Origin of the sequence: Kocuria sp., assembly GCF_030530945.1 — a bacterium.
GTDB lineage: Bacteria > Actinomycetota > Actinomycetes > Actinomycetales > Micrococcaceae > Kocuria.
In genome coordinates this window covers 1-15861 of sequence record NZ_JAUMTZ010000019.1, presented here as the reverse complement: position 1 = coordinate 15861, position 15861 = coordinate 1, and the positions used below count along the sequence as shown (strand labels likewise).

Here is a 15861-nt window from a genome sequence, read left to right as displayed (position 1 = left end):
GTCCCCCCCGCCGGCCTACTTCCTCCCCGCCAGAAGACCCTTCATAGGCACCGTCCAGAGGTCCTCACCGGAGGCGCCCCACTGGGCGAGCACCTCGTTCGCCGCCAGGAAACCCGTGGTGGCTGCCCGTTCCATGAGAGCCACGGGGTAGTCGCAGCGGACCCAGTCGCCGGCCAGGACCAGGTTCTGCCACGGGGTGGTCACACCGGGCCGCCCGCCCCAGTTCTCGGGGGTGATCAGAGTGCAGTCGTCGTGGATGAGCGTCTCCCGGTGGAGCACTTCGAGACTTGCGCACTCCGGGAAGATCCGGTGCAGCTGCCACTCCATCTCGGCCACCAGGTCGGCGGCGGCGTCGGTGTCGGGCCGCAGGGCGTCGTCGCACGCGTAGGCGTGGACCTCCACCACCGAGCCGCCCTTCTCCGCGGACCAGCGGGCGGCGCCGTCCTCGAAGCGCTCAAGCACGGAGACGTTGTCCACGGGGCCGAAACCGCTGGTGCCCACGAACGCCGGCCGGTCGTCGTCGACCAGGCCGTCGTACCAGAGGCGCAGCACCGTGAACGGGGGAGCGTTGCGGGTCCCCGCCACGGACGCCTTCCAGGCCTCCCTGGAGGTGCCGGTGGTCTGCGCCCGGTCCTCCAGCCCCACGATGAGCTCGCGCGCTGAGCGGGGATCCGTGGCCAGCACGGCGGCGTCGGCGGTGAGGCTCTCCCCATTCGTGTGCACGGTGACGGCGTCGTCGGAAATTTCCCACGAGTCCACAGTGGTGCCGCAGCGGACCGTGACGCCCAGCTCTGCGAGCATGCGGCCGAGCGGTGCCCAGATGGCGGTGTCGTAGTCGTCGGTGGGGACGTCGAAGATCAGGCCCTCCGCGGAGCCGATGAAGTACGCGTGGAACATGGCCACGAGCTCGCCGGCCGCGAAGTCGTCCGGGGAGGCGAAGAACGAGCGCGCGAAGACCTCCAGCGCCAGGTCCCTGGCGTCCTCCGGGAAGCGGAGGCGGTCCAGGAACCTGGCGGCGGACTCGCCGTCGTACGCGGAGAAGGTCTCCGGGAAGCGCACCTGCATCATCTCCAGGGCGGCCTTCGCGTTGACCTGAGCCAGTGTCCGCGGGGTGAACGCCGGACTGCGGAGCACGAAGCCCAGCACGTTCAGCGGCGGCGTGCGGGGGATGTTGGTGAACGAGTCGCCGGGGCGCCCGGCCCGCAGCAGCGGGTAGTCGTCCACGGGGATCAGGCGCTGCAGCTGCGGGTCCGTGCGCCGCAGCAGGGAGCGCAGGTTGTAGTACTGGCGGAAGAAGGCGTGGAAGCCACGGCTCATGGTCCGCCCGTCCTCCAGGGGCCAGGCGGCCACTCGGCCGCCCAGCCGCTCCGTGGCCTCGAGCAGCGTGACTCGCACGCCGCGTTCGGCCAGGGCCGTGGCGGCCGCGATGCCGGCGATTCCGCCACCGATGACGACGGCGCTGCGGTCGCCGTCCACGCGCGGGTTTCCGGCCGGTCCCGGGTGCCGGACGGCGCGGCGGTCGCGTCCGGGACGGTTCTGCTCAGGGTTGCTCATCAGGGTGCGGCTTTCTCGTGGTGGGAGGGGACGGTGGATCGGCGGGTGCGCGGATGGTGGTACTCGTGCACACCTACGAGGGGCGGCTGCAGTGCTTCACGGCGGACACGCCCATGGCATGCTCCCCCACGGTGCGGGACGGTGGGGGTCATTCCGGGGTGACGGAGGGTTCCCGCATGCCCGCCCTGCGCCAGAGAATCAGCGTCAAGGTGACCATGGCGTACCCGAAGCCGAAGTCCTCGATGGGGATGTCCCACGGGAAGCGCACCTGTGAGAAGGCATCGGGGTTGTACAGCACGATGGGATTGGAGAGCTTGGTGAGCCATCCGTCCACGGGGATCTGGAAGGATTCGACGATCACCATGGCGATCCAGTAGCGGGCGGAGCGGAAGATCCCGGTCTTGGCCCACAGCAGCTCCAGGAGCACCACGGCGATGACACCGAGAATGGTGAGGAGCGTGTACTCAGGCATCCGTGTCACCCGCCCTCGGGGACTCGCGGACCAGCCCGTCCGGCCACCGGAACCGCAGCTGTCCGGGCTCCCGCAGCAGACGGAGGATCTTGGCGACCGCTTCGTGGGTGAGCAGACCGCAGACGGGGATCACGATGAAGAACACGAGCTCCTCGAGCGGCAGGCGGCCCAGGTGGATCCCGGTGATGAAGCGTGGGTTGTAGAACCAGTGGTCGCGGTAGATGCCCCAGAGGTCCCGCGCCACGAACAGCACGACCACCGGCAGCATGACCATCAGCAGCCGCTTGGGACGCCGGTAGACGCGCACGCCCACGATGAACTCCAGGGGCAGGGTGATCGCGACGCACAGACCCATCAGCACCAGGTACTGGGCGTGGTCCATGGACTTCCTTCCTGTGCCGGGCAGTGGCCTCAACCCTACCCCGGGGCAGGCCCCGCAGCCCGGGGCGTCACCCCTCCGCGCGCCACCCGGCCGGGGCCGGGGCAGAGCCCGCCGCCGTAGACTGGGGAGCCCGCAGGAAAGGATGCACAACGTGGTCGATCAGTCCGACGTCCGCCGGTCCCGCAAGCCCGGGGAGGCGGTGGAGCCCCGGGTGGAGCACACCGGTTCCGTGTGGCGGATCCGGGGTCTCACGGCGGCACGGCAGGTGCTCCAGGCCCGCCACGCGACCACGCAGGCGGGCTTCACCGCCGAGAAGATCCCCACGGGCTTCTTCCGCCACCACCCGATCCTCGTCTCGGACGGGCCGCTGCACGACGAGCAGCGCAAGAAGGTGGCACGGTTCTTCGCCCCCGCCGTGGTGGCCCGGCGCCACGTGCCCGGCATCGAGTCCCGGGCCGTCTCCTTCGTGGACGCGGCCGCGGCTTCCGGGGACACGTGCCTGCTGGACGAGCTGGCGCTGCGCTTCAGCGTGGACGTCACCCGCGAGATCGTGGGCATCAACCACTCCTCCCTGGACGGCATGTGCCGCCGGCTGGTGAGCTTCTTCAACCAGCCGCCGCTGGACATCACCAAACCGGACTACGGCCGCACCCGCGCGCAGTGGGCCCGGGCGGCCTTCAACGGGCTCGTGCCCATCATCCGCTTCTACCTCGCGGACGTGCGCCCCGCCATCCGGGCGCTGCGCAGGAACCCGGCGGACGACGTCGTCAGCCACCTCCTCGCCGAGGGGTACTCCACGGCGGACATCCTGGTGGAGTGCATGACCTACGGCACCGCGGGGATGGTGACCACCCGGGAGTTCATCGTGATGGCCGCGTGGCACCTGCTGGAGGACGACCGGCTGCGCGCCCGGTACCTCGTGGCAGGGGAGAAGGAGCGCTTCGCGGTCCTGCACGAGATCCTGCGCCTGGAGCCCGTGGTGGGCCACCTGTACCGACGGGTGCAGGAGCCGGTGGAGGTCTCGGACGGCGGGTCCACCTGGACCATCCCGGCCGGGGACCTCGTGGACGTGTGCGTGCGCCAGACCAACACGGATCCGCAGGAGGTGGGTGAGCACCCCACGGGTCTGTGCCCCGGCCGGTCCATGCCCCCGGGGGTGGACGCCACCGGCATGAGCTTCAGCGACGGCGCCCACAAGTGTCCCGGGCGCCCCCTGGCCATCACCGAGACGGACCGCTTCCTGCTGCGGCTGCTGAGCCACGACCCCGTGCTGGTGCAGGCCCCCACCCTGGAGCGGGACAACCTCATCGAGGGCTACACCCTGCGGGGACTAGGGCTGCGGTTCCCGACCCCGGGCACGACCCCGGACAGCACCTCGGGCACGCCTTCCGGAGCGCTTTCCGACCCCGCGACGCGGAGGGCGACGGGCGCGGCGTCGTGAACCGTTCTGCCGGGGGCGCGGCACGGCCCGCCCAGGAACCGGGAGCGGGAACGTCCTCGCCGAACCGGGCGGCCCTCGGGGCCGGGGCGTCGAGGCGCTCGCGCGCCCGGCTCGGGGCGCTGCTCGTGCTTGCCGCGGTGCTCGTGTTCGCGGTGGCCGTGGCCGTGACCCTCTCCACCGCGGACACCGCCTACGTCTGGTACCAGAACATGGTCAGCGACCTCGGGGACGGCGCCTGCCGTGTGCGCGGTGGCCGGTGGATCTGCTCCCCGAACCACGTCCTGTTCAACACGGGGCTGGCCCTCACCGGTGTCCTGCTCGCGGCCGCGGGGGCATGCCTGGTGGAGCGGTGGGGAAGGGTGCTGGCCGGCGGCGTCGTCGTGATGGGCGCGGGGCTGGTGGCCACCGGGGTGTTTCCCGCCGGGAACCGCGCGGGACTGCACCTCACGGCCGTGGTGCTCGCGCTCGTGGTCCCGGCCCTGGGGTTCCTGCTCTCGGGGATCCGCCCGGGCACACCGTGGCTGCACCGCCGCCGCGGCGCGCGCGTGGTGCTCGCGAGCGTCGCGCTCGTCTTCGCCGCCGTGAGCAGGCTGCCGGACGGCACGGTGCCGCGCGGCGCCGGGGAACTCGTGATCGTGGGCGCACTGCTGCTCGCGCTGGTGCTGGAGGCGGGGAGCGTGCTCGTGGGCAGGGACCGTGCGGTGGGCGTCAGCCGCTGATCCGGCGGAAGCGCGGCCACAGGCTCTGCCAGTCCTCCCGCGGACCCTCGCAGTGCAGCACGGGCACGTCTTGGAGCTCGGGGTGGACCACCGGGCCGTTGCGCAGCGACGGTCCCGGCACGCACGCGGCGAAGGCGCTGCGCTGAGCCGTGGCGTGCTCGCCCACCAGCATCACGCGCCGTGAGCTCGGGGGCCCCAGCTCCCACAGGCCGTTGTGCCCGGAGTGCAGCGCGGCGCGGTCCGCGGGGCTGCCGTAGCGGTCCACGGCACCCGCCAGGGCGTAGCTGTCCACGACGACGTCCTCCCCGGCTTCCCGGGCGCCCGTCACCTCCCCGGCCAGTTCGGGCCAGTGGAGCTGGTCCCGCACGGTGGGGTTGACCAGGGACTGGGCTCCCACCCAGGGTTGGGCGGCCGGGAGCACGGGGAGGCAAATGAGGCAGGCCACGGCGGAGTTGGCGGCGACCACCACGGTGCGCCGGGAACGGCCCCAGCGCCGTCGCAACCGGGGGCTTGCCCAGCCGAGCGACAGCGCGGGCAGCAGCGCACCCATGGGGTAGTGCGGCTGGGAGGGGGAGACCAGGGTGAAGACCACCACCACCGCGACCGTGGGCAGCAGGAAGCGCGCGGCGCGCTGCGGGCCGCTCTGCCGGTCCCGCCACGGGTCCAGGAGACCGTGCAGCACCACGAGGACCAGGGGCGGTCCCACGAACAGCGCGAGGGTGGGCAGGAGCACGAGGCGCACGAAGGTTCCCTGCTGCGCCACCAGCCCGGCGGAGACCTGGGACATGGGCATCCCGTGGCTCAGCTGCGCCCACAGCTGGGGTGCGGCGAGCACCAGGAACAGGCCCGCGCCCACCACCGCCTGGGGTGTGCGCAGCAGCCACCGGCACGTGAGGCACAGGGAGACGAACAGCGCCCCCAGCAGCACCACGACGAGCAGCTTGTTCCACGCCGCCACTCCCGCCACCACACCTGCCCAGACGAGGAAGCGCGGGTGCCCCTGGGCGGCGCGCAGCACGAACAGGACCACGAGCTCCCACGCGAGCAGGTCCAGGGCGCCGGTGGTGAAGATGTGCCCCATCAGCAGGGGGTAGACGGTGAAGGCGTGCGCCCACGCGGCGAGCCGCTGCGTGGCGGGCCCGGCACCGAGGGCCCGGGGGAACAGGCTCGCCACCAGGGCCCCGGCGGCCGCGGCGGCAACCGCGGGCAGGCGCTGGACCCAGATGTCCTCACTGACCCGTGCGGCGAGCCACGAGAGCCACACCGTGAGCGGGGGCTGGTCCACGTACCACCACCGCAGGGGCAGCATCCGGAAGTACAGCTCGTCCCAGTGCGGACCGTAGCGCCCGGCCACCAGCAGCAGCACCCCGGTCACCGCGACCATGGGCGCCGCGGCGATCCGCAGCGGGGACACGGTGGCCGGGAGCGCCGTGGACCCGGCCCGGGGGATGTCCTGCCCTGCGCTCACCGCGGTCCTGCCGGGGCCAGCCACTGCTCCACCTGGGCCACCGCGCGCCCGCAGCCGTCCTCCCCGCGCACGCGCTCGGCGAGCAGCTCGGCGCGCGCGCCCACGGCCGGCTCCAGGGCCTCCCGGAGCAACGGGGCCAGGCGCGCACCGGACAGGGAGCCCCGCCGCAGCGGCCGCGGGGCCACCCCCAGGGCGTGCAGCCGGGCACCCCAGTAGAACTGGTCCGCGAAGTGCGGGACCACCACGGAGGGCACCCCCGCCCGCACGGCGGCCGCCGTGGTACCGGCGCCCCCGTGGTGCACGGCCGCGCGCACGCGGCGGAACAGCGCCTCGTGGGGCTGGTCCCCGATGCAGTGGATGCGCGGGTGCACGGGTCCCCGCAGGTCCCCTAGCTGGGCCACGGCGCGGACGCCCGCGCGCTCGCAGGCCTCCCCGGCGGCGTCGAGCACGGCGGCCGGGCTGCCGCGCTGGATGGAGCCGAAACCCAGGTAGACCCAGTCCCCGGAGGAGAGCAGGTCCGCGACGGGGGCGCTCAGGGCGGCGCGGTCCTCGGGACCCGTCCACCAGCCCGTGACGGTGCCCTCCCGGGGCGGGGCGGGGAGCATGTGCGGGCTGAAGGCGTACAGGGTGCCGAGGGTCGCGGTGGTGAGGCCCACGGGGTGGCGCGCCGAGAGGTGCAGGCGCCCGCGCCGCCACCGCCCGGCCACCCCACCCAGGTACGGCTCCACGCGGCGCACGGCGCGCCGGGCGGCCCGTCGGGCGGGGACCGGGGCACGGCCCGAGTGGGGGAGCAGGGGCATGGGGCCGTCCAGGCCCGGGTACTCGGGCCACATGTGCGCCCGCACCACCGGGACCCCCTGCTGCAGGGCGGCGTGGACGGCGGCGATCGAGAAGGTGGAGGCCACGAGCACGTCCGCGTCCCGCAGCGCCTCACGGGCGGGTGCGTAGCCGGAGTGCAGGAAGTCCGCGAACAGGTCCCGGGAGCGGTTCAGCTCCCACGGGGTCCAGTGGTGGGCGGCGCGACCCGCCGGACCGGCCATCAGGGAGTGGGGGTCGCTGGCCACGGGGATCACGCGGGCGTCCGTGCGCAGCACGTCCCGCGCGGACTCGTGGGTGACCACGGTGACCTCGTGGCCCGCGGCCGCGAACCGGTCCGCCAGGTGCGCGAACGGAACGACGTCCCCGCGGCTGCCGATCGCGGATACAGCGACCTTCACCCGATGTGCTCCTCGACGTCGTCCTCGGCAGTGCCCGGCGACGGTGTCGGCGGGGCGTGCGGCCCGTGTTTTCTCGTCCCCAGTCTAGTGGCTCTGCGGTGGGGCACGCAGCCGCGGGCGACGCCGCTGGGTCGCCCGGGTGCCGTGCGGCGCGGCACGGGGGTGACCCAGCGGTGGGACCCCCGTGCCGCGGACGGCAGGGGCGGGTTCCCGCCTACCCCGCGTGTGCGCCCTGGAGGCACGCGCCAACCGCCGTCTCCAGCGCCCGCCCCAGGTCCGTCAGGTGGTCCGCGATGTCCTCGATCCCCACGGACAGCCGCACCAGGTCCTCCGGCACCTCGTACGGGGTGCCCACGCGGGAGGCGTGCGTCATGCTGCGGGGCACGCACGCCAGGGACTCCACCCCGCCCAGGCTCACCGACAGGCTGTAGAGCTGGGAGGCCTTCACGAACTCGTGCGCCGCGGCCGCGCCACCGGCGGGGCGGAAGGAGAGCACACCCCCGAACCCGCCCCGCAGGGTGCGTGCGGCCAGCTCGTGCTGCGGGTGCTCCTCCAGGCCGGGGTAGTTCACCTCCAGGACGTCCTCCCGGGACCGCAGGAACCGGGCCACCGCCAGCGCGTTGGCGCAGTGGCGCTCCATGCGCAGCGGCAGGGTCTTGAGGCCACGGGCGGCCAGAAACGAGTCGAACGGACCGGCCACCGCGCCGCACGCGAACTGCTGGAACGCGACCAGCTCCGCGAGCGGCCGTCCCTGCCACTCGGCGTTCCCCACCACCACGGCGCCGCCCAGCACGTCCGAGTGGCCGCCGATGTACTTGGTGGTCGAGTGCACCACCGCGTGTGCGCCCAGGGTGAGGGGGGTCTGCAGGGCGGGGGTCGCGAAGGTGTTGTCGACCACCAGCAGGGCACCGGCGTCCCGCGCCACGTCCGCCCATGCGGCGATGTCCGCGATGCGCAGGAGCGGGTTGGAGGGGGTCTCCAGCCACACCACCCGGGTGGCGCCGGGGCGCACGGCGGTCGCGGCGTCGTCGGCGGAGGCGGTGGGTGCCACGCTGTGCTCAACACCCCAGCGGGAGAGCACCTGGTCCACCAGGCGGAAGGTGCCGCCGTAGACGTCCGAGGCGAGGACCACGTGGTCACCGGGGGCCAGGACGGCCCGGAGCAGCGCGTCCTCCGCGGCCATGCCCGAGGCGAAGGCGAAGGCGCGGGTGCCGCCCTCCAGGGACGCGAGCTGCTCCTCGAAGCCGTTGCGCGTGGGGTTGGACCCGCGGCTGTACTCGTGGCCCCCGGCGCGGAACTCGTTGACGCCGTCCTGCACGAACGTGGAGGTCTGGTAGATGGGCGGCACCACGGCGCCGGTGGTGGGGTCGGGCTGCTGGCCGTCGTGGATTGCACGGGTGGCGAGTCCCGGCAGGGTGGCGGTGGGGTGGGTCATGGTGTGGTTCCTCGTCTCGTGGGTGCTGTGCCGCGCCGGTCAGGCGACGGCGTTCTGGGCGTGCGGGGAGGCGGGCTGCTCCCGCGCGCCTTCCCGTTCGCTCCGCGCTGCCAGGGGGTCGAGTGCCCGCAGCAGGTCCGCGAGCAGCTCCGCCTCGTCCTCCAGTCCCACGGAGAACCGGAGGGTGCGCTCGGTGATGCCGCTGGCCCGGAACTGCTCGGGGGTCAGGCGGCAGTGGGTCATGCCTGCGGGGTGGGCCACCAGGGTGCGGACGTCCCCGATGTTGGCCGCGAGCCTGATGGTCTCCAGCCCGTTCACCACGGCCGCCACCTGGGCGGGAGTGCCGCGCACGTCCACAGAGAACAGGCCGCCGCCACCGCGGTAGCCGCCCGCCGCGTACAGCTCGCGCTGGCGCCCCTCGGCCAGGGACGGGTGGTGCGCCCGCTCCACGGCCGGGTGCCCCGAGAGGGCGGCGGCCAGGGCGGAAGCGGTGGCGGACTGCCGCTCCACGCGCACGTCCAGCGTGGCCATGCCCTGCAGGATCTCGTGCGCGGCGGTGGCCCCCAGACAGGGCCCCAGGTCGTTGAGGTACTTGCAGCGGGCCACGCCCAGCACGGCCTTCTGCGCACCGAAGAGCTCCACGGGGGAGCGCCCGCCCCAGCGGGGGTGGGCCCTGGTGAGCCAGGGCCAGCGGGCGGCGTCGTCCATGGGGTCGAAGGCGCCGGTGGCCACGAGCAGGCCGCCCAGGGGACCCCCGTGCCCGGCCAGGTACTTGGTGGCCGAGTGCACCACGAAGTCCGCGCCGTGCTCCCCGGGGGTGCAGAGGTACGGGGTGGCCACGGTGTTGTCCACGAGCACCACCGCGCCGTGGCGGTGCGCGATCCGGGCGATCGCTTCCAGCTCCGGGAGCTCGGTGAGCGGGTTGGCGATCGACTCGAGGAAGAACACCCGCGTCCCGTCCCGCACGGCGTCCTCCCACTGCTGCGGTTCCCGCGGGTCGGCGAACGTGACCTCCAGGCCCGTGTCCGCGAGGGTGTCCGTGAGCAGGTCCACGGTCCCGCCGTAGATCCGCGAGGACACCACGGCGTGCGCGTCCCGCGCCGGTCCCGTGAGGGTGAGCAGCGCGAGCGCCACGGCCGCCTGGCCCGACGACGCCGCCACGGCACCCACCCCATGCTCCCGCCGGGCGATCTCCGCCTCCAGCGCCGCCACGTTCGGGTTGCCCGTGCGGGCGTAGGTGAACCCTCCGGCCCGCTGGGCGAAGACGTCCTGCGCCTGCCCGAGGGTCTCGAACGCGTAGGCCGCGCTGTGGTGGATGGGCTGGACGATGGGTGTCCCCAGCGGGGACGGGGTGGGTGCGGTGCTCATGTGCTTCTCCCTCGTGTGGGTCGGGGACCGGGTCTCAGAGAGCCGCGGGCGCGGTTCCGGGGGTGGTGCGCGGGCGGGTGCGGGCGGCGTCGTCCTCCTCGCGGGCGAGCTCCCCGCGGACTGTGAGCGCGGCCGCCACGAGCCGGTCGAGGGCGGCCTCCGTCTCGGGCCACGCGCGGGTCTTGAGCCCGCAGTCGGGGTTCACCCACACGCGCTCGGCGCCGATGGCGTGCGCCGCGTGCCGCACGCGCTGCGCCACCTCCTCGAACGTGGGGACGCGCGGGGAGTGGATGTCCCACACGCCGGGGCCGAGGTCCCGCGGGAAGTCCGCGGCGGCCAGCCCGGCCACGATGCCCGAGCCGGAGCGGGAGGCCTCCAGCGTGGTGACGTCCGCGTCCAGGCCCTCGATCGCATCCAGCACGGTCTCGAACTCGGAGTAGCACAGGTGCGTGTGGATCTGGGTGGCGGGCTCGGCGGATCCCGTGGCCAGCCGGAACGAGCCCACGGACCAGTCCAGGTACGCGGCGCGGTCCGCCTCCCGCAGCGGCAGCAGCTCGCGCAGGGCGGGCTCGTCCACCTGGATCACCGCGGTTCCGGCGGCCTCGAGGTCGGCGATCTCGTCGCGCAGCGCCAGGGCCACCTGGTCCGCGACCTCGGCCGCGGGGGCGTCGTCCCGGACGAAGGACCACGCGAGGATCGTGACCGGTCCCGTGAGCATGCCCTTGACGGGCCGCTCCGTGAGCGATGCGGCGTAGCGCGTCCACTCCACGGTAATCGGCGCGGGCCGCGAGACGTCCCCGAAGAGGATGGACGGGCGCGTGCAGCGCGAACCGTAGGACTGCACCCAGCCGTGCTGCGTGGTGGCGAAGCCGTCCAGCGCCTCCGCGAAGTACTGCACCATGTCGTTGCGCTCCGGCTCGCCGTGCACCAGCACGTCCAGTCCCAGCTCCTCCTGCGCCCGCACCGTCCGGGCGATTTCCTCCCGGATGGCCTCCGTGTAGGCACGCTCGTCCAGCCGTCCGGCGCGGTGTGCGGCGCGCGTGGCACGGATCTCGCGGGTCTGGGGGAAGGAGCCGATGGTCGTGGTGGGCAGCACGGGCAGGTTCAGCCGTGCGTGCTGGGCCGCACGGCGCTCGTCCGAGTCGGCCCGCACCCGGTCCTCGGGCCGCACCGCCGCGGTGCGCTCGCGGACCTCCGCCCGGTGGGTGGCCGGGTGCGCGGCACGGGCCGCACGGCTCTCGGCGTCCGTGGCCAGGGTCTCGGTGATCGCATCCCACCCCTGCGCCACGCCGCGGGCCAGCTCTGCCACCTCGGTGACCTTCTGGTCCGCGAAGGCCACCCAGCGGCGGACCTCCGGGTCCAGCCCGGTCTCCCGGGCCACGTCGTGCGGGACGTGCAGCAGCGGCGTCGCCGTGCCCACGGCCACCGGCCCCTGCGCCGCGGCGCGCAGCCGGTCCAGGATGCTCGCCGCGCGGGCCAGGTCCGTGCGCCACACGGTGCGTCCGCCCACGACGCCGCCCGCCACCGGGCGCTCGCCCCACGCCTCGAGGGCGGCGGCGGAGGGGACGTCCCCGCGGTCGAGGTCCACGGCCAGGGCGTCCGTGTCCGTGCGGGCCAGGGCGAGCAGCGCATCCTCGCCTGCGTCCCCGTAGCCCACGGTCACCAGCAGGGCGGGGCGGTCCGCGGCGGCGGTGAGCCGGGCGTAGGCGGTCTCCAGGGCGGAGACGAGCTCGGCACGCTCCACGGCCCAGCCGTCCGCGGCGAGGGCGGGCTCGTCCAGCTGCACCCACTCGACGCCCGCGGCCGCCAGCTCCGCGAGGATGGTGGTGTAGTGCCCCACCACGTCGTCGAGCCGCGCGAGCGGATCCACCGCGGCGTCGTCCGTGGTCTCGGGCCGGGACAGCAGCAGCAGCGTCACCGGACCCACCAGCACGGGACGGGTCCTGGTCCCGGTCCGCCGCAGCGTGTCCAGGTGACGGGCCACCAGGCTCTCGGGATGTGCGCTCAGCGGGGTGTCCGGGCCGATCTCCGGGACGTAGTAGTGGTAGTTGGTGTCGAACCACTTGGTCATCTCCAGCGGCTCCAGGTGGTCCGTGCCCCGGGACAGCGCGGTCAGCAGCTCGATGCCCGCGGCAGTGTCCGGCGCGGCGGGGCGGTAGCCGTCGGCCGCGAAGCGGGCCGGCACGGCGCCCAGCGCGAGGGCGGTGTCCAGCACGTGGTCCACGGCGAAGCCCTCGCCGGGCACGGCGTAGTCCGCGTCCAGACCGAGTTCGACCAGCCGCGTGGCCGTGCGCTCACGCAGAGCGGCGAGGGTGTCCAGGACGGTGCTCGTGGGGTGCTCCTGCGGGTCCCTCCAGTGGGCTTCCAGTGCGTGCTTGAGCTCGCGGTCCGGGCCGATGCGGGGGTATCCCAGGATGGTGGCGGTGGGCAGAGGAGTGGTGTGCTGAGTGGTCATGGGAGGTCCTTCGTCAGGTGTGGGTCGGGGTGGAAAAAGGGTGTGCGGAAGCGCGCTCGCGGGCGGGTGAGCTCGCGGCTGGCGGGGTGGGGAGGTGCTCGGCGGCCGGGACCTGTTGGTTCCGTGCCGCCCGCGCGGCGTGTCGCGCGGGGTTGGCCTCAGACGGCGGGGCTGCGGCCGCGGTACTCGCGGGCGGCGTCGCGGACCCGCAGGTGCTCCAGGATGGTGAGCGCGGCCTCGGGGCGGTTGAACGTGTAGAGGTGGAAGCCGGCGCAGCCCAGGTCCAGGAGGTCGTCGATGAGGGAAAGAGTTGCCGCGATCCCGCGGTGCCGCATCTCCTCGGGAGAGCCCGCGCGGAGGAACTCCGTGAGCCGCCGCGGGACGGAGACCCCCGTGATCTCGGTCATCCGCCGCAGCCGCCGCGGGTCCGTGAGGGGCATCAGCCCCGCGACCACCGGGATGTGGATGCCCTCGGAGCGGGCGCGCTCCAGGAACCGGGCGTAGTCCTCGGGCTCGTACAGCACCTGCGTGATCGCGTAGTCCGCGCCGGCCTCCTGCTTGTCCCACAGGGACGCGAGGTCCGCCTCGAAGTTACGGCCCCGCGCGGGGGATGGGTAGCACGCCACGGACACGGACAGCGGCCGGTTCCCGGGGCGGAACCCGTCCCCGAAGCGACGCCGCTCCACGTCCCGCACGAGCCGCACCAGCTCCGAGGCCCGGCCGATCCCGCCCGCGGGCGTCACCCACTCGGCTCCGCCCAGCGGCGGGTCCCCCCGCAGCGCGAGGAGGTCCCGCACGCCGTCGTCCAGCAGCTGCTCGACGGCGCCCTCCAGGCCCGCGCGGTCGGTGCCGCCGCACGTGAAGTGCGCCATGACCGGGGTGTCCGTGGTGCGGCGCAGGTGCTGCAGCGCCTCGCGGGAGATCCCGGCGCGGCCCGAGTGGCCGTGGGTCACCGAGAAGAAGTCCGGGCCCGCCTGCGCCATGGTGTCGATGCTGCGCCACACGGCGTCCGGGTCCGCGGTCGGACGCGGCGGAAACACCTCGAAGGAGACGAGCGTGGAACGACGGGGACGGCGCACGAGCCAGGACGTGCCCGTGGGCCGTTCCGCGGCGGACGGGGTGCTGGTGCGGGCTGCTGCCAACGCTGCGGACATGTGAAAAAACCTCCGGCGGTAGGACGCCGGAGGTGTGAGATCCGAGCGCCGTACTTGCCAGTCACGCGGTTGCGCGACGGCCGGATCCTCATCTGGGGCACCCCACTACAGCAGGAGGGTTGCCGTCCGGCCAGCCAGAGCTTTGCGCCGGAACTCATGATCCTTGTCTTCATTGCGAGCGTAGCACCGGTTCGGACCGTCAGGGAAGTCCTGGTGGTCGCGAGCCGGGTGCGGACCCCGGTTCCACGGGGGTGGGACCCGCAGATCAGCGGGGCCTGCGGCCGGAGGAGGCCCTCCGGCGCGCTGGACCCACGGCGTGGCTCCCGGCCGTGGTCGGGAGATCCGTGAGATCCGCCGGGTTGTCAGGGCGGTGGTCCTGGTGGAAGAGCCGCACCAGCGACAGGGCCACGGCCGTGAGCGTGAGGGAGCTCGCCGCGACCACCAGGAAGAACGGCACCACCGGGAAGTTCTCGGACCAGTCGGTGGAGAAGTAGGAGTGCACGAAGCCCCCCGCGCCGAGCAGTCCGAATCCGCAGGCCCCCGCGTACAGGAGGTTTTCCACGCGATGGCGGCGCAGGAAGAGTGCCATGGGTCCCTCACGGTGCGTCGGAGTGGGCGGGTGGTCGCTGCGGACCCCGGGGGCCTCGACGAGGGGGTGGATTCGACGGGCGGGAGTGGAGGGGCACCGCGCGGCTCACGGGGGACCCCATGGTAGCAAGACGCCAGACCGGGGGTGGGCGCACCGCGGCACGGGGGCGAGGGCCCGGTGGCGGTGCGCCCCGTGCCGCGGTGCGGAGCTCAGCGCTGAGGTTCGGCGGAGTGGTGCTGCCCGGCCACGAGCTCCAGGTTCTCCCCGGAGGCAGGGTCGAAGAAGCACATCTCGCGGGGGTTCGGCCGCACGTGCAGGATGGAACCCGCCTCCACCCGCAGGAACTTCTCCGCGCGGACCGTGGCCCGGCCCTTCTCGAACCTCATGGTCCCCGTGGAGCCGCGGACCTCCGACCCCTCCGAGTCGTCCTGGGCGTCCGGCAGGACGCAGTGGATGAACGCCTCGGAGCCGAGCTTCTCCACCAGGTGGACCTGCAGGGGCAGGGCAGGAGCGTCCGGGGCGCTGCCCGCGGCCACGATCTCCCAGGACTCGGGGCGCACCCCCACGGTCACGGTGTCCCCGACGCGCGGGAGGAACGCGGACGGGACGGGCACGCGCAGGCCGCTGGCGGCGTCGAGAACGGCGTGCCCGTCACGGACCGGGACGTCGTGGACCACGGACATGGCGGGGGAGCCGATGAACCGTGCCACGAACACGTTGGCGGGGTGCTCGTAGAGGTGGATGGGGTCCGCCACCTGCTGCAGCTGCCCGTCCCGCAGCACCGCCACGCGGTCCCCCATGGTCATGGCCTCCACCTGGTCGTGCGTCACGTAGATGGTGGTGACGCCCAGCTCGCGCTGCAGGTCCGCGATCTGGGCGCGGGTGGAGACCCGCAGGGTGGCGTCCAGGTTGGACAGGGGCTCGTCCATGCACCACACCTTCGGGTTGCGCACGATGGAGCGGCCCATGGCCACGCGCTGGCGCTGCCCGCCGGACATGGCCGAGGGCCGCTTGTCCATGAGGGGGCCGAGCTCGAGCATGGCCGCGGCGCGTTCCACCCGCTGGTCGATCTCCGCGCGCGGCAGCTTCTCGTTCTCCAGCGCGAAGGCCATGTTCTGCCGCGCTGTCATGTTGGGGTAGAGGGCGTAGGACTGGAACACCATGGCCACGTCCCGGTCGCGGGCGCGGGTGGACGTGACGTCCTTTCCGTCGATCAGCACCGAGCCCTCGTCCACCGGCTCCAGCCCGGCCAGCATCCGCATGGCGGTGGACTTGCCGCTGCCGGAGGGCCCCACCAGGACGAGCAGCTCGCCGTCGCGGATGCTCAGGTCCAGGTGCGCCACGGCCGGGGGCCTGTCCGGGTCGAACGTGCGTGAGGCGTTCTTGTACTCGACGGTGGCCATGGTGATCCTCCGGCTTTCAGCTGGTGACGATGAAGGTGGGTGACGGCAGGCCGACGCGGTGCCGGCTGCGGGGGCGCGGCGGCCCCCGCCGGTTCGTGGACCCGTCCGTCACGGGCCCGGTGGTGGGGGGGGCCCGCGGGGGGCCCCCCCCCCGGGGGTGGTGGCCTTGGGGGGTGGTTGGGGTGGGTGGGTGTGGGTGGGTTG

The 15861-nt window shown here is 73.8% G+C and carries 13 protein-coding genes and 1 riboswitch; of the genes, 2 read left to right on the top strand and 11 right to left on the bottom strand.

Annotation, left to right across the window (positions count from 1 at the left end; all coding sequences use genetic code 11):
* Positions 1-15: 15 nt before the first annotated feature.
* The 3 genes from Q4A22_RS11710 to Q4A22_RS11700 all read right to left on the bottom strand — a co-directional run bounded on the left by Q4A22_RS11710 (position 16) and on the right by Q4A22_RS11700 (position 2408).
* Positions 16-1554: an FAD-dependent oxidoreductase gene (locus Q4A22_RS11710; RefSeq protein WP_303179695.1), complete on the bottom strand. Its 1539-nt coding sequence runs from the start codon at positions 1552-1554 to the stop codon at positions 16-18.
* 148 nt (positions 1555-1702) lie between these two features.
* Positions 1703-2026: a lycopene cyclase domain-containing protein gene (locus tag Q4A22_RS11705; RefSeq protein WP_303179694.1), complete on the bottom strand. Its 324-nt coding sequence runs from the start codon at positions 2024-2026 to the stop codon at positions 1703-1705.
* Positions 2019-2408 (bottom strand): lycopene cyclase domain-containing protein, encoded by a 390-nt coding sequence (locus Q4A22_RS11700; protein ID WP_303179693.1) that lies wholly within the window; start codon positions 2406-2408, stop codon positions 2019-2021. The genes Q4A22_RS11705 and Q4A22_RS11700 overlap by 8 nt, the downstream gene beginning before the upstream one ends.
* Before the next feature lie 151 nt (positions 2409-2559).
* Between Q4A22_RS11700 and Q4A22_RS11695 the strand changes: the two genes are divergently transcribed.
* Both Q4A22_RS11695 and Q4A22_RS11690 read left to right on the top strand, forming a co-directional pair.
* The gene (locus tag Q4A22_RS11695) at positions 2560-3849 is read left to right on the top strand and encodes a cytochrome P450 (RefSeq protein ID WP_303179691.1); all 1290 of its coding nucleotides are present in this window, start codon (positions 2560-2562) and stop codon (positions 3847-3849) included.
* Positions 3846-4568 carry a DUF998 domain-containing protein gene (locus Q4A22_RS11690; protein WP_303179689.1) on the top strand — a complete coding sequence of 241 codons (723 nt, stop codon included), beginning with the start codon at positions 3846-3848 and terminating at the stop codon, positions 4566-4568. Before Q4A22_RS11695 ends, Q4A22_RS11690 begins: the two co-directional genes overlap by 4 nt.
* On the opposite strand, the gene Q4A22_RS11685 is transcribed toward Q4A22_RS11690, so the two are convergent.
* From Q4A22_RS11685 to Q4A22_RS11650, 8 genes are all read right to left on the bottom strand, one after another.
* Positions 4558-6036 carry a glycosyltransferase family 39 protein gene (locus tag Q4A22_RS11685; protein ID WP_303179687.1) on the bottom strand — a complete coding sequence of 493 codons (1479 nt, stop codon included), beginning with the start codon at positions 6034-6036 and terminating at the stop codon, positions 4558-4560. The genes Q4A22_RS11690 and Q4A22_RS11685 overlap by 11 nt on opposite strands.
* Entirely contained in the window at positions 6033-7253 is a 1221-nt protein-coding gene (locus tag Q4A22_RS11680; RefSeq protein ID WP_303179684.1) for a glycosyltransferase, read from the bottom strand. Before Q4A22_RS11680 ends, Q4A22_RS11685 begins: the two co-directional genes overlap by 4 nt.
* A gap of 214 nt (positions 7254-7467) precedes the next feature.
* Positions 7468-8688, bottom strand: a complete 1221-nt coding sequence (locus Q4A22_RS11675; RefSeq protein ID WP_303179682.1) for a cystathionine gamma-synthase — start codon at positions 8686-8688, stop codon at positions 7468-7470.
* A gap of 39 nt (positions 8689-8727) precedes the next feature.
* Positions 8728-10056, bottom strand: a complete 1329-nt coding sequence (locus tag Q4A22_RS11670; protein WP_303179679.1) for an aminotransferase class V-fold PLP-dependent enzyme — start codon at positions 10054-10056, stop codon at positions 8728-8730.
* A 34-nt stretch (positions 10057-10090) separates the two neighbouring features.
* Positions 10091-12511: a 5-methyltetrahydropteroyltriglutamate--homocysteine S-methyltransferase gene (gene metE, locus Q4A22_RS11665; RefSeq protein ID WP_303179677.1), complete on the bottom strand. Its 2421-nt coding sequence runs from the start codon at positions 12509-12511 to the stop codon at positions 10091-10093.
* A 158-nt stretch (positions 12512-12669) separates the two neighbouring features.
* Complete coding sequence (locus Q4A22_RS11660) at positions 12670-13665, bottom strand: methylenetetrahydrofolate reductase (protein ID WP_303179675.1); 996 nt, start codon at positions 13663-13665, stop codon at positions 12670-12672.
* Positions 13666-13710: 45 nt separating this feature from the next.
* Positions 13711-13827, bottom strand: a riboswitch (SAM riboswitch).
* A gap of 103 nt (positions 13828-13930) precedes the next feature.
* A complete protein-coding gene (locus Q4A22_RS11655) occupies positions 13931-14254 on the bottom strand; it encodes a hypothetical protein (protein WP_303179673.1) in 324 nt (107 codons plus the stop codon).
* 209 nt (positions 14255-14463) lie between these two features.
* Positions 14464-15657 carry an ABC transporter ATP-binding protein gene (locus tag Q4A22_RS11650; RefSeq protein WP_303179671.1) on the bottom strand — a complete coding sequence of 398 codons (1194 nt, stop codon included), beginning with the start codon at positions 15655-15657 and terminating at the stop codon, positions 14464-14466.
* Positions 15658-15861 lie beyond the last annotated feature (204 nt).